The organism is Lysinibacillus sp. A4, from assembly GCF_024919535.1.
Classification (GTDB): Bacteria; Bacillota; Bacilli; order Bacillales_A; family Planococcaceae; genus Lysinibacillus; species Lysinibacillus capsici.
On record NZ_JANWTB010000004.1, the window covers coordinates 141048 to 154768 of the forward strand.

15 protein-coding genes are annotated in these 13721 nt (G+C 32.7%); 8 read left to right on the top strand and 7 right to left on the bottom strand.

The genetic code is table 11. From position 1 onward, the window contains the following. Window positions 1–133: 133 nt before the first annotated feature. The 8 genes from NY607_RS09275 to NY607_RS09310 all read left to right on the top strand — a co-directional run bounded on the left by NY607_RS09275 (window position 134) and on the right by NY607_RS09310 (window position 7424). Window positions 134–1192 carry a DUF4236 domain-containing protein gene (locus NY607_RS09275; protein WP_259419548.1) on the top strand — a complete coding sequence of 353 codons (1059 nt, stop codon included), beginning with the start codon at window positions 134–136 and terminating at the stop codon, window positions 1190–1192. Then, window positions 1189–1836: an excalibur calcium-binding domain-containing protein gene (locus NY607_RS24255; RefSeq protein ID WP_310794745.1), complete on the top strand. Its 648-nt coding sequence runs from the start codon at window positions 1189–1191 to the stop codon at window positions 1834–1836. The genes NY607_RS09275 and NY607_RS24255 overlap by 4 nt, the downstream gene beginning before the upstream one ends. A 148-nt stretch (window positions 1837–1984) precedes the next feature. Further along, window positions 1985–2113 carry a hypothetical protein gene (locus NY607_RS09285; RefSeq protein WP_259419549.1) on the top strand — a complete coding sequence of 43 codons (129 nt, stop codon included), beginning with the start codon at window positions 1985–1987 and terminating at the stop codon, window positions 2111–2113. Window positions 2114–2519: 406 nt separating this feature from the next. Further along, complete coding sequence (locus NY607_RS09290; protein WP_259419550.1) at window positions 2520–3572, top strand: three-Cys-motif partner protein TcmP; 1053 nt, start codon at window positions 2520–2522, stop codon at window positions 3570–3572. A 56-nt stretch (window positions 3573–3628) separates the two neighbouring features. Further along, complete coding sequence (locus NY607_RS09295) at window positions 3629–4363, top strand: DUF5131 family protein (RefSeq protein WP_259419551.1); 735 nt, start codon at window positions 3629–3631, stop codon at window positions 4361–4363. A gap of 65 nt (window positions 4364–4428) precedes the next feature. Then, on the top strand, window positions 4429–4929 hold the full coding sequence (locus NY607_RS09300; protein ID WP_259419552.1) for an ImmA/IrrE family metallo-endopeptidase: 501 nt from the start codon (window positions 4429–4431) through the stop codon (window positions 4927–4929). A gap of 136 nt (window positions 4930–5065) precedes the next feature. Continuing rightward, the gene (locus NY607_RS09305) at window positions 5066–6235 is read left to right on the top strand and encodes a tyrosine-type recombinase/integrase (protein ID WP_257522311.1); all 1170 of its coding nucleotides are present in this window, start codon (window positions 5066–5068) and stop codon (window positions 6233–6235) included. Between the two features lie 946 nt (window positions 6236–7181). Beyond that, the gene (locus NY607_RS09310; protein ID WP_259419553.1) at window positions 7182–7424 is read left to right on the top strand and encodes a hypothetical protein; all 243 of its coding nucleotides are present in this window, start codon (window positions 7182–7184) and stop codon (window positions 7422–7424) included. Between the two features lie 391 nt (window positions 7425–7815). Here the strand turns inward: NY607_RS09310 and NY607_RS09315 are convergent, their stop codons facing one another. The 7 genes from NY607_RS09315 to NY607_RS09345 form a co-directional block, all read right to left on the bottom strand. Further along, window positions 7816–8424, bottom strand: coding sequence for a DUF4355 domain-containing protein (locus NY607_RS09315; RefSeq protein WP_259419554.1), 609 nt, complete (start codon window positions 8422–8424; stop codon window positions 7816–7818). A gap of 242 nt (window positions 8425–8666) precedes the next feature. Beyond that, on the bottom strand, window positions 8667–9182 hold the full coding sequence (locus NY607_RS09320; protein ID WP_259419555.1) for a hypothetical protein: 516 nt from the start codon (window positions 9180–9182) through the stop codon (window positions 8667–8669). Between the two features lie 115 nt (window positions 9183–9297). Further along, window positions 9298–9660, bottom strand: a complete 363-nt coding sequence (locus NY607_RS09325; protein WP_232540661.1) for a hypothetical protein — start codon at window positions 9658–9660, stop codon at window positions 9298–9300. 717 nt (window positions 9661–10377) lie between these two features. Next, the gene (locus NY607_RS09330; protein WP_259419556.1) at window positions 10378–10704 is read right to left on the bottom strand and encodes a hypothetical protein; all 327 of its coding nucleotides are present in this window, start codon (window positions 10702–10704) and stop codon (window positions 10378–10380) included. 184 nt (window positions 10705–10888) lie between these two features. Continuing rightward, window positions 10889–11437 carry a hypothetical protein gene (locus NY607_RS09335; RefSeq protein ID WP_036163830.1) on the bottom strand — a complete coding sequence of 183 codons (549 nt, stop codon included), beginning with the start codon at window positions 11435–11437 and terminating at the stop codon, window positions 10889–10891. Between the two features lie 22 nt (window positions 11438–11459). Continuing rightward, the gene (locus NY607_RS09340) at window positions 11460–12377 is read right to left on the bottom strand and encodes a DUF4868 domain-containing protein (RefSeq protein ID WP_259419557.1); all 918 of its coding nucleotides are present in this window, start codon (window positions 12375–12377) and stop codon (window positions 11460–11462) included. 430 nt (window positions 12378–12807) lie between these two features. Continuing rightward, window positions 12808–13620: an aminoglycoside adenylyltransferase domain-containing protein gene (locus NY607_RS09345; RefSeq protein ID WP_259419558.1), complete on the bottom strand. Its 813-nt coding sequence runs from the start codon at window positions 13618–13620 to the stop codon at window positions 12808–12810. Window positions 13621–13721: the final 101 nt, after the last annotated feature.

Below are 13721 nucleotides of genomic sequence, written 5' to 3' on the forward strand. Positions count from 1 at the left end.
TGTAAAATAAATACTATATTGGATAATAAATATTTTTTTATATTTCTAGTTATATTAACTTACTATTTCGAATCAGTTTCTATACATAAAGTTGTAGCCTGACAAATTAAACTACATAAGGAGGTTTGCGTAAATGGGATTTCGTTTTAGAAAAAGTGTCAAAATAGCTCCTGGTGTGAAAGTGAATTTTGGTAAAAGAGGTACTAGTTTAACTGTAGGAAATAAATATGCACGTACTACATTCGGGAATGGTAGACGGACAAATTCTATTTCCCTTCCTGGCACGGGGCTTTCCTACTCTACCTCACAAACGACCAAAAGAAAAAAACGACCACAGAGAGTCGCTTATGAGTCTACTAACGTTGTAGTACCTGACATGTCACAAAACATACAAGAAGTCGAAAAACACAATGCATACGTCGCTATGCTAACTTCTGTTCATTTAGAAGTAGCAGATAATGTCGATTGGCACTTAGTTGCTACAGAGGACATATCGTACTTATTAAATGAAGGTCCTAATGTAACATCTATTATGGATGAAATAGCTAACTACAAACCTACTTGGCGTGACAAACTTTTCAATCGTGTTGCGGCTAAGAAATTACTAATTGAAGAGCGCATACCCGAAGCTAAAGAATTAGATCTTACAATCCATCAAAAAAAGCAAAGGTTAAAAGATATTGCTCCTAGAATTTTGAATGGTGATAGAAATGTTTGGACTATCGCCTTAACTGATTATGCACCATTTGATGATATCGAAAGTTTTGGGAGCCATTTAAGTTTTGATATTCATGCCAATGAACTCATCGTTAATTTTACTGTCGGGAATGAGGATGTCGTGCCTAAAGAAACGTTGACTCTAACATCAACAAATAAAGTCTCTCGAAAGAAAATGGGTGTAACTAATTATTTGGCACTTTATCAAGATTATGTTTGCAGTTGTGTTATTCGAATTGCTAGAGAAGTATTTGCCATTCTCCCTACTGATTCTGTGCTTATCCATGTTTACGATTCTAGTCAAGCTGAACCATTACCAAGAATGGGCTGTATACTTTCAACACGTGTAAATAGAAGTGAACTAGAGTATTTAGACTTTGAAAATATAGACTGCTCTGATACTGTCGAAACATTTGAACATAATATGAAATATCTTAAAACAAAAGGGTTCAAGCTAGTGGAGGAATTAAGATGAATGGTTGCTTATTGTTGATTTTAGCTATAATTGCATTGGTAGTAGTAATAAAATACCCTTTATTTATTATAGGTGTTGTTTTAATTCTATGGGGACTACGTGAATACAAAATTAATAAACATCTTAAAGCAAAATCTAAAGTAATACCCGCTATTATTATATTTGGCTGTATATTATCCCTTTCTGGATGCGTCCTAACTATTAATGGAGCACAAGAAGAAGAACGTCAAGCGGAATTAAAAAAACAAGAAGAATTAAAGAACCAACAAGAACTAGAGCGCAAGAAAGAACAAGAAAAGCAAGAGGAATTAGAGCGTCAGAAAGAATTAGAAAGACAAGCCGAATTAGAACGTCAAGAAGAATTAGAAAGACAAGCCGAATTAGAACGTCAAGAAGAATTAGAAAGACAAGCCGAATTAGAACGTCAAGAAGAAGCTAAAAAACAAGAAGAGTTAAAACAACAGCAAAAAGCCGAAGCTGCAGTGCAACAATCTAACTCACAGCAACAAAACACCCCACAAAAAGAGTACTATCGAAATTGTACAGAGTTGAGAAAAGTTTATCCAAATGGTGTAGGTTCTGATCATCCTGCTTATGCTTCAAAGCATGATCGTGATAATGATAATTGGGCTTGTGAACGTTAAAATATCCTATTAAAACCCTACTTGTTATGGAAACATAAAGAAAGGACCGCATAAAGGCGTTCCTGATAACAAATTGATGGCTGCAAGAGCAGTCGCCGATGATACAGTTTACGGTGCTGTAAGTAACTTCACAAAAGAGGGTGACGCTATGGATAAATTCTTAGGCAACCATAAGTCATCTCGTGCAAACACAGAGTTATATGGAGCAGTAAGTCGAGTTGCATCTGCATTTGATAATAGCGCAGTCGGTATATTACCATGCCCACTTTATAAGTAATTATAGAGCATGTACTGGGTGAATTCAAAGGAAACCTAAGGCACGATTGCTATGGCAACTTTGAGCCAAGCTGACGAATCATTTTACGTAGTCAGAAGGTGCAACGCATAGGTATTGAGTAAGGAAACAATAATATACCCACGAGCGCCCAGCACCCTAAGTATAGCTAATTATTAATCTAAAAAGGACATGATAATTTCATGTCCTTTAAAAGCACTATAGTTGGTAGTATTATTCATTTATGTTTTATATTATTTTTTTATAAATTGGATAGGTATATTTACGCAAGAACTATTTACTAGTATTATAGAATTAATTTCATTATTTGTTCAAATACGGTTATTAATTTTAACTTTTAAAAAGTTATCTAGAGTTTAACTTAATTTTAATTTGAGGTGGCGTATATATGAGTTGGAAAATTAAAAAACATACTAAAGCTAAACATAAAATTTTAAAAAGTTACCTAGGGGCTTGGTTTCCAATAATGGCATTTACGAACCCTAAGATAGTATACATTGATGGTTTTGCTGGTCCTGGAAGATATTTAGAAGGAGAGGACGGTTCACCAATTTATGCTTTAAAAATTGCACGAGAAATTTTTGAAAAACATTATCTCAAATTAAAAGATAAACAATTTGTTTTTTTCTTTATAGAAGCAAATAAGGAATCTTTTGAATCTCTAAAAAAAGAAATTAACGACCTAAAATTACCATCAAATTTTTCTGTGTCCATAATAAATGATGAATTCAGAAATGTAATGGTGGAAATTTTCGACTACCTAGATAAGAACAACAATAAATTAGCACCTACTTTCGCATTTATTGACCCTTTCGGTACTAAAGGAGTTCCTTTTGAAATAGTTAAAAAAATAATGTCATATAAAAAATGCGAAGTATTCTTTAATCACATGTACTCAGGAGTAATGAGGTCTAAACATGTAAGTGACCATACAGAATTATATGGTACTGACAAATGGAAAGAAGTCGTTGACGATGCTCCGAAATTAACTGAACTATATGCAAATCAATTACAATCTATTGCAAATGTAAGTTACACTCGTAGCTTTAATGTACGTGCGAAAAATAATGCTCATATTTTTGATTTAGTATATGCAACAAACAATTTGGTTGGTTTAAAAAAAATGAAAGAAGCAATGTGGAAAGCTGATCCACTAGGCAATTATCAATTTAGAGATACCACTAACCCTAACCAAATTGTACTATTTGAGGAAGAACCTGATCTAACACCATTAAAACAATTACTACTTGAAGAGTTCAGTGGAAAAGCAATGGAAATCACAGAAATTGATAATTTTGTTGCTACGGAGACACCGTATTTATCAGGACATATAAAACAGAAAACATTACAACCTATGTTCAAAGCCAAAGAAATTGCAGTTATAAGACCAAATGGAAGTAAGTCTGGGTTTAAAGAAGGAACTATAATAACATTCCCTTAACAGGAACACTTGTTCTCTATTGTAGAGTATGATATAATATAATAAGGAGGGATATTATGGCAGGTAGTAGCAGCATTGAATGGACTGAAGCAACTTGGAATCCAGTTACAGGTTGTTCGAAGGTTTCTCAAGGTTGTAAACATTGTTATGCTGAACGAATGGCAAAAAGACTTGTAGCTATGGGTAATCCTCGTTATATTAATGGTTTTAAGGTTACATTACACGACGATTTAATCACTTTACCTTATAAATGGGCTAAGCCTCGTAAAGTTTTTGTGAATTCTATGTCGGATCTATTCCATGAAGATGTTCCATTAGAGTTCATCCAAAAAGTTTTTGATACAATGAATGAAACGCCAAGACACACATATCAAATTTTAACAAAGCGTGCAAAACGACTTAGTGAACTCGCTCCACATTTAACATGGGGACCAAATATTTGGATTGGTGTGAGTGTAGAAAATGAGAGTGTACTAAATCGAATAGATTATCTCAGAAAAGTACCAGCAACAGTCAGGTTTTTATCATGCGAACCATTATTAGGACCATTAAATAATATGGATTTAACTGATATTCACTGGGTTATTGTTGGAGGTGAATCCGGTCCTGGAGCTAGACCTATGCAAGAAGAGTGGGTTTGGGATATAAAGTTAAACTGTGAAAAAAATAATGTTGCCTTTTTCTTCAAACAATGGGGTGGCGTTCAAAAATTTCGAAATGGCAGACTTTTAAAAGACCAAACATATGATGAATATCCAGAAATCGTGTTAGTAAACCCTACTTCCAAATAGTAGGGTTTTGTTATACAATAAAACAGAACATACGTTCTATTTTGTCATTTTAGAGGTTGATTTACATGCACTATACACATCTTGAAGATTATGTCCAACAGTTCTACACTCGCTTGGGCATTACAGACCCTACCCTGCTGAATGTTGAAGAAGTGGCTTTTAGAATGGGATTGAAAGTTTTTTATTGGCAAGATAAGAGTCAGGCCTTATTTATTAATGGGCGGCATTATATTTTTCTTAATGAAAATCAGTCGCCACAGCAACAATGGCAAGACTTTTGCCATGAGCTATCACATGTCCTATTACATACAGGTGATCAATTTCATATGTATCCCCTATTTCGTGAATATCAGGAATTCAAGGCCAACAATTTTATGTACCACGCTTGTATTCCTACTTTTATGTTGGAGGCTTTGTCAATTGACGATCATACACCACAAACAATTATGAAAGTAATGCAAATTTTTAACGTAGAATATGATTTTGCTTTCAGGAGATTAACACAATATAACAATAAGCAGATTATGCAGAGGTTGCATAATATGGCCTGTCTAAATATGAGATGATGAATATAGGACAGTTCATAAGTGAGTTTAATATAGGTTATCTGCTTCAAATTACTGTGGAAGGAGTGATGTTCTAATTGTCCTTAAACTCTAATCAATGTACCTGTCCGGGTCAGTTAGATAGGAAGTGGACGATATGGTTAGAAAGAAACTTAATAGTACTAAAAAGGAAAATATTTATTGGTATTATGATTCAAACAAGAAGAAGAAATTTGCCTACCGTTACAAATTTTATGACCATACTGGAGTACGTAGAGAAAAAACGAGACAAAACTTTAACTCTAGTATCGAAGCTGAAAAAGCATTAACAGCATTAAAGGCTACTGTTTTAAATGGTGGAGAAAAAATAATATTTAATGAAAACATGACAATTGCTCAATGGGTAGATATTTATTTTGATCGTAAAAAATCAAAGTGGAAAGGTACCTCCCCTAAAACTTATCGTAACGTAATTGAAATTTACATTAAACCTTATATTGGTAGATATAAGCTATCTCGACTGTCCAAAAGTTTATACCAATCTGAATTTATTGATAAATTATCTTTAATAGCTGCTCCAAAAAGCATTCAAATGTATCATAATTTTTTCATTGGATGTATTAATGCTGCTGTGGAAGATGATATTTTGGATAAAAACCGCATTGCGAAAGCTGAATTACCTAGGATAGAAAAAATTAATAATGATGAAGTCGAGGGCAATTATTTAACTCCGACTGAGCTAGAATACTTACTTAAATGTGTAAAGCAATCTTGTGATATTTCTAGATATACTTTAATTTCTATTCTAGCAGCTACTGGTATGAGACGTGGCGAAGCTGGAGGTTTACGTTGGTCCGATATAGATTTTAAGAATAATCTAATTTACATCAATCGTACTCGTGATTTTTATGGGGAGCGCTCGGCCAAAACACTAAACAGTATTCGCTGTATTGATATGACAGAGGTACTAAGTAAACAATTAGATCGTTATAGAAAATGGTGTATCGAAAGAAAATTAATTTTCGGGATTCAACATAGCGAGGATGATCTTGTCTTTATAAGTAAAACATGCAAGCCTCTTAATCAAAATGCAGCTAGATTAACGCTAATCTTAATGCATGAATTATATGACGTTAAACTCATCTCTCCTCATGGTTTACGACACACATTTGCTACCATCTCAATTGCATCCGGTACACCGCCAACAACGATTGCCAAAATCCTTGGTATGACTACTTCTACACTTTTAAAAACCTACGCCCATTCGTTTGCAGATCGAGAGAAAAGAGCAATGCAAGTTCTAAGTGAAATAGTCAATTTCGATTAAAACACTATTTTTCATTTAAAATGGGGCACTTTTTGGGGCACCAATGCGGTTAGCCCCTCCCCAACCCTTGATAATCAAAGGGTTTATAAAAAAATAACTATAAGCATAACTTATGACCTTGGTTTCTATCCTGATGTTTTTAATTTTTTGATGTGCATAATATCAAGGTTTTGTATTAATGAAGGTTTCTATACCTGTTTAACGAAGCCTATCTAAATGTATTTAACTGGGGTACGATGTGGGGTACAAACTGGGGTACGCGGACTTTTTGTAAAATGTGTACCTCAGTTTGTAAAATGTAAATCATGAAGGTTTTGGCAGGTATTATTATAAGGAAAGAACAATATGAATTCCTTTAAAGTTAATAGTATTTCTTTGTCACAATCTGTGGCATTTTTTTGATTAAACAAATTTCTACTACATAAATACATTTTTATTATGGTACCTTCTAATGGTTCATCTAATTTGTAGATGCTAAAGAATTTTGTTTGCTTTCTCACATTGCTTCAGTAATGCCTTCGCAATTTATTCCAAATCATATTACACGATTCATGTGTTTGGGCGCTTATTTCCTTGTTGGTGTTTTACTATCATATTTGAAAGCCTTTAAAATCTTTCTTTGAAATTAATGCTTATAATATTTCATCTCTTTTGACCATTCCTATTACGTTATAACCCTGTGTCCTTAAAGCCCATCGTCTGTTAGTACTTCGTGTTCTTCATGTGCTAAATGTAAGCTTGATAAACCAATAATGGGTACATTATCTGGCTTACGTTTAAAAAATTTTTACTGGCACTATTACTTCAGCTCATAATCTTCATCCGTTTTTACAGATTTTTACACAGGAATGTTGTAAATAGATTAGTGACTAGTATTGATATATACAAACTACGCCAAATTCCCTAAAATGGTAAATAGTAGATAAACAAATTGAGGTGAATATCGATGAATAAATGTCCTAATTGTTTAGCCAATAATTCTTTTACGAAAGTACAAAAAGATGGATCTGTTATTGAGATATGTGAATATTGTAATACTATTAACGAGGTTACTACAGCAACAAAGGCGATTATTACACCCGAAAACAAACCCAAAAGCATCGATCCCGTTGACACGGTTGTACATGTCGTTTATTTTTTCTTTTTTGTCTTCATTCTCTGTATTATTATTTTATTGCTTGATCAATGAAGTAAAGCCCATGTACTCGTAGTTAAATGAGCACCTGGGCTTTAAAATTACAATCATTTTATTTCATACAATTTTTCTGTTTTACACTCGTTGTTATAAATGATCTTTAATGATCTTCAATCCTAACAAATCAACAATCTCCGTACACGTACTTGGACATACGTTCTGCCTACTACAATCAACACGGAAAGGGTTTTAATTTCATTAAGCATGACTTTTGCTTCTGTAAATTTCACCTCTTTTACTACCTCTAAGCCATTCAAAATATCCAATTTGAATTGCGCATCGGTAATCTTTATCCTTGCAAATTAATCAAAAGGGTCTCTATGTGTAGTACCATCCCAGTTAGCATTGATTTCTTCAGTAATCATTTTCAGCACTGCCTCTTTCGTCAATGCTGTAGGGTTACCGCCTTTTGGTGGTGGTGGCGTTCCTCCATCTTTGAAGCGTTTATCAACTTCTGCTTGTACAGCCGCATTAATTCAGCTTCTAAGATGCCTAAATTAGCAGTTGTCTTTTCTGCATCCTCACCTACAAAGAACTCTACTAATTTAGCTGGTAAACTCTTTTCTGTTGCAGTAGACAATGCTTGATTAACTAACTTTTCGCGCGTAGCTTCTTTTTGAGACTGCTCAAATTGTGCTTTTAAGTCGCGTAACTGTTTCGCTTCCTCCGATTCAGGTGGGTAACGCTTGGAAATCTCATCTTCTAATTTCTTTGGAAGAGTTTTAGTTTCGTACGTTTTAATCGCATCAGTTACTCGAGTATCAGCAAATGATTGAAGCCATTTCTTACCCTCATCATCGTCGTTTAGAAATGATTGAACCGATTCAAGTGTCAATGTAGCCCCTTGACCGTTTCCTCCTGATGCTGGCTCCGGTGTAGGTTCAGGCGTTGGCTCTAGATTAGGATCTCCTTCTCCCGCAAGCATTTGAATATCTAAGGGTAATAAAGTTTTAAGGTTGAATGGATTGTATTTCATGTTTTCCGCCTTGCCCAATTTAGTTATTCAATTGAATCCCTAAACAGTTCAAAAGTGTATTTGTTCTCGTTCTTTATAGCGTCTGCGAGAATAAAGACAAAAATAAAAAGCCATTCAAAATGAATGACTTGTGTAGATTTTATAATTATGAGAACAAGTCTAAAGAACATGCTTGAAAAAACAAATTCCATAATATGCTCTAATATCCGTAGAAGTTTGAAACCAAAGCTACACTAAAGTACCTCTAATTTTAGTATTCATTAGAAACTAGATACATATTTGTCAAAGTAATATTCAAATATCTCATAAGTGACTTGTGCTTCACTGATATTTACTTTAAGAAGATTTTCAACGTCAATTACCTGAATTTCTTCTATATTTTTACTGTATTTAGAATTTTCATAAGCATTAAGCATGTCATAAAAAAATTCACAATGGATTGAACAATGATAACCGTCACTATACCCTCCAGCATTAATAAGAAAACTTGCCCAAGATATTTGACGGTGCCTATATTTCAAAAATAAACAAGCCAAATAGAAATCATTTAATTCAGGAAATTTTTCAAAGGGTTCTGAATATGCAAATTCATTTACAATTCTTACTGCATTGTTTTGGAATTTTGTTAATGAAAGTTCTATAATCCAGTAAGGAGGACTTTCAGATTTATCAATAATATCATCACAAAATAAGGAATAATGCTTATATGTTATTAAGCCAGAATCAATCATCTCCCCTATTTTCCAAGCAAGAGATTTGTTCAAATTAATTTGCAACATTATCCCTCCTTTATTTTTTAAATTATGTGCTTAAAAAACTCACTACCGTTGCTTAACTAAACTGCTCTGTTAGTTTCTCAAATGGAGTTTGATTCTAGAAATATGGGCCCTCTTAATCCTCTAAATACGAAATAGGATATGGAGAGTAAACTACTGTATCTCCATCTTCATCTCGCTTTAAAATTATGATAAAATCTGCCCCATTACTATCATCCCCTCTAGGTATTGGAGTAATCAATGGAGGGCACCTTAATTCATTATATTTTTCTAATGTCCCATTAAAGTTATTAAGAGCAAACGTGACACGTTTATCTATAAGAGCAAATAATTTATCTACTCCACCTGTTTGCATATCAAAATAGTCAGGGTTCTTCTCTCTTTTTTCAATTAATTTCTCCTTGTATTCATTAACTGTTAAAAAACAAAACTCCCAATCAAGTGGAAGAAGCCCTCCTCCTAGCCAATAAATATTCACTATTTATACCTCCTTACCAATAATTTTAGTAGCCTTTAAAACCACCTATCAATTTTAACATCATTATCCAACGATGAAATCACCTATAATAAAACATGAAGGTTATCCAAATAACTCAAACTTCACTATTAAACTGTTTTCTCCAACCTTCGTAACTCACGAATGGTATCACAACGCTAGGAGGCTTAATCTGTTTGTATGCTTTGTTAAAAGCTTGTTTGTATGTCAAACCTAATTCGGACATATAAGCATCAATATGAGCAGCCAATTTCTTTTGGTATGGTATATCATCCATGTAGTCTCTGCCTCGCCTGTACTCTGGTAACTTGCCATTAACCATATAAACCGTATGGCAGCGACACTGGATATCCATTGAAGCAATGCCCCATAACCTCGGTGCTTTTGATTTCCACTTACCATAGTGATAGTAGGCATCTTTATCAGCTTTCTGGCCGTCTAGCTTTCTATGAGACTTACGAACCCTTGTATCAAGTGACGACATCCACACCTTAGTTAACCTTGCTGTTTTACTCGCCTATTCCTCAATAGCTAAATCTACTTGTGATCTAACTCGACCACCTTCTGTACGAGCAACTAGGATTTGTCCAACCCATAGCATTTTCAATCCTGATTGCCATGTCTGTATAGCTTTCACCAGCTTGTAGGCTCTGTGCTATCTCAATGTTTAATCGCCTGATAATATCGTTTCTATGAGCCTCAAATATCTTTGGAAGAGTAATTATCTTTGCCATCTGCAGAGAAGTAAGGATAAGGGTTATACCCCAATTGTCTAGCTAGATTAATACTTTCTTGAGCAATTAAAACATGTGGTGGATATTCACGTTCTTTCCAAATTCTAAATCCATTTTGATATTCCACTATTTGCCCTGCTCTTCCGTGGCCGCAACAACATCCTATCGTTTTTATTCCTCTTGCATTTAAAATTTGAATTTCCTCTGCTATACATGCATCAACAGCAACCACATTTTTATTCTGATTCTTATTTATTATGTTTACCCATCTATACACACCATATAAACACATATATTCACCTCATTATTTAGTATGCTCTTTAAACAGAAAAAATTTACATAGAATTCTACTCTCAAAACCACACCCAACTCTGCCCTCTCAACTTGATGTAGTTTTCAAAGCAAAAGAAAAAACACCCCGAAGGATGTTTTAGAAATTCATATTGGTAATATCTCGTCAATCTAGTTTTCATTCATTATGTTTTTCTGTGTATATAAATTTTGCTACCCAGTTGCTTCACTGATAAATCATTACGGCCAACTTCCATCCGCTTAAAATAGTCTGAATCCTCCTTAGAAATTATAATCCTTCCAAGTTCATCTTCATATATATTCCACCCAAATATTAAAAAAGTTATGTTGATATGAAGCATATTTGATTTCACATATAAAAACCCAATTAATATAAAAAGTACTGCATTTGTTATCAGGGTACTTATTTTTTCCATATCTATTGCCAATAAAGGTACTATATATGTTACTAAATAACTTAATATCTCTTCGTTTTTTCTTGAAACTTGCTTACCAATTATATCATCGTTACATTCACATTTGTTTATATACACTAGTGGTAAGAAAGATAGTAAAAACAATACAATTAAAATTATATAAACTGTTAATTCAAGTTTATTTTGAATAATTGAATTTATATCAAAATTATTAAAGGGGAGTATTGAAATCGCGACAATTAAATATAAAGGTGAATACGATGAAATAAAAAGTAAAACCTTAAATAGATTTGTCACATCTCTCCCCTCCATTCCATAACTATCTTAAGTCGTCTCTTCCTTTTTCACCATTTAATACTGTTTTATAATAAGCATCGTTAAGTAATTTTACTATATCATTTAACTGTTTTTTGTCGGTATATCTAATTTTAGATTTATCCTCATTCAGTTCTATATTCAAATCAAACTCTGTTATTATTTCTTCTACTTTAACAAAATTTTCAACGAACCTTGTCATTCTTTCCGGCTTTGACATTAATCTTGAAATTCTTTTTACAATGTTACCATCTTCAATGCTATCAATTTTAAATTGCTCAAACCCATCAATTTTATGTGTTTCTTCAAAAGAGGTCAGTACAGTATTAGCATTCTGAACGTATATAGTTTTTAAATCAAAAATCCTTTGCATTGATACGTTATTAATCACGAGTATTTCGTCTTCAAAGATAAGTAAATCAAAGCTCGGCTCTATTCCTATAAATGACTCGGTTACTTTTCTAAATGTTTGATCAGCTAATGTTCCCCATAGCCCTTTATTGAATTTTTTAAATTGAGGAATACGGTTAAGTAAATAAAGGTATTTCTCGGTTTCCAATTCAATTTCTATACAATATAAATCTTTCTTAACTTCTTCATCTACCCTTTCAAATGGTTCTTTTAAACTATTTATCAAATTATCATAAGTTACCCCAACATATGATTGTTCACAGTATTCTACAACTCCGTTAGGTCGGCCATTTTCATTAAATTCAATCTGTTCCTTTTCCATCAATTTATTTATAGTTGGTTGAACAATTTCAACTATTTCTTTTTGTAAAGAACGACTTAATGATGGCTTATATGAAATATAATCTAAAGCTTCTTCTGTTTTTATTTTTTCAATTAAAAAAAGTTTTACTTTTGGTGTACCGCTAATTAATTGTTCTATTAGTTTGCTATTAATAAATTCAATATTCAAAACAATTATCCCCTTTAGCTATAAGTATTTATTACTAAAATTATACAGCATATGGGTATTATATCAAATCGAAGTTGCACAAAAGAACGTTTGTTCTATTATATTATCTCACTTCATCTGCAATTTCAACCAAAAAACACCAAAATCTTTAAAGGGGCTAAAAGATTTTGGTGTTTCATTTATTAGCCTTTTATATTAATTAAGATCTCTTAAAAAATATGGGCCGGCCATGTATGTCATGCTCCGAACTAATTTGCTTGGCGCAGGTCAGTCTGTCTTTCCGTAATAATTAGTAATTTATAAATACCAAGGGAGGAAAACCTTACCTCACCGTCCTGCCTCCCATTTTACAAGATAAATTTTTGAATACCTAATGTGTAACATATATAACGTTTGTAACATGTATCACATTTAAACATTGATTAGTTTATTATTTTTCAATATTATTGCAAGCATCAAGTATGTAATTCATGAATTGGATAGTATCATCAATACGTTGTTTTTTAGATTTATAATAACGTATGTTCAATCCTTCTCTAATACTAATAGCTTCTTTTATAAGGTTATGCCATCTTTCTGGTATATGATTGATTGCATATTTACTAGCATCTACCTTTGAAACAATATCGCATTCTCTAAGTGTATAAAATTGACGTAACATCCCTGTAATAGACCACTCTACTTCCATATCGACAAATTTATTTGGTAACAGAAGAGCTATGGTCTTATATTTTTTTATTGTCTTCAATCGATTTAACCAATAGGTATTCATATTTTCTAAAACATATTCAATTAATATACTTTCATCAACATTAAAAACTGATGTGGTAACATCTGAACCCTTTATAGTGATTCCTTTGTTTTTTAAAATCCACCAAGTAATAGGGTTAGTACAATCATTACTCCATTTTGTTTTACCTTCATTTACGTATAAACAATTCTTTATCTCAGATTGTTTCTTACCAAAATCTTTATCTAGTAAATAACACCCATCCATTACTGTTTTCTTATATTTTTGATTTAGTTTTTCATGAAGATCAGATATTATTTTCACCTCTGATTCAGTTAGGGATCGATTTACAACAGCAATAAAGTCAATATCACTAGAACCTTCTATGTAAGCATGAAGAGCAATTGAACCATGTAAATATAATGCATCCAGTGTATTAGGAATCTGATTTTCAAATAACGATAAATATTCATTTAAAAAACTTTGAACTTGGATAGGAACTTTAGAATCCACAGAAACTCTCCTTTTAATTCTAATCAAACTTATATTACTAAATAAATAATATAATTCTCTTTTCATTATGAAGATATTCTTTTTTTTATTCGACACTTTTT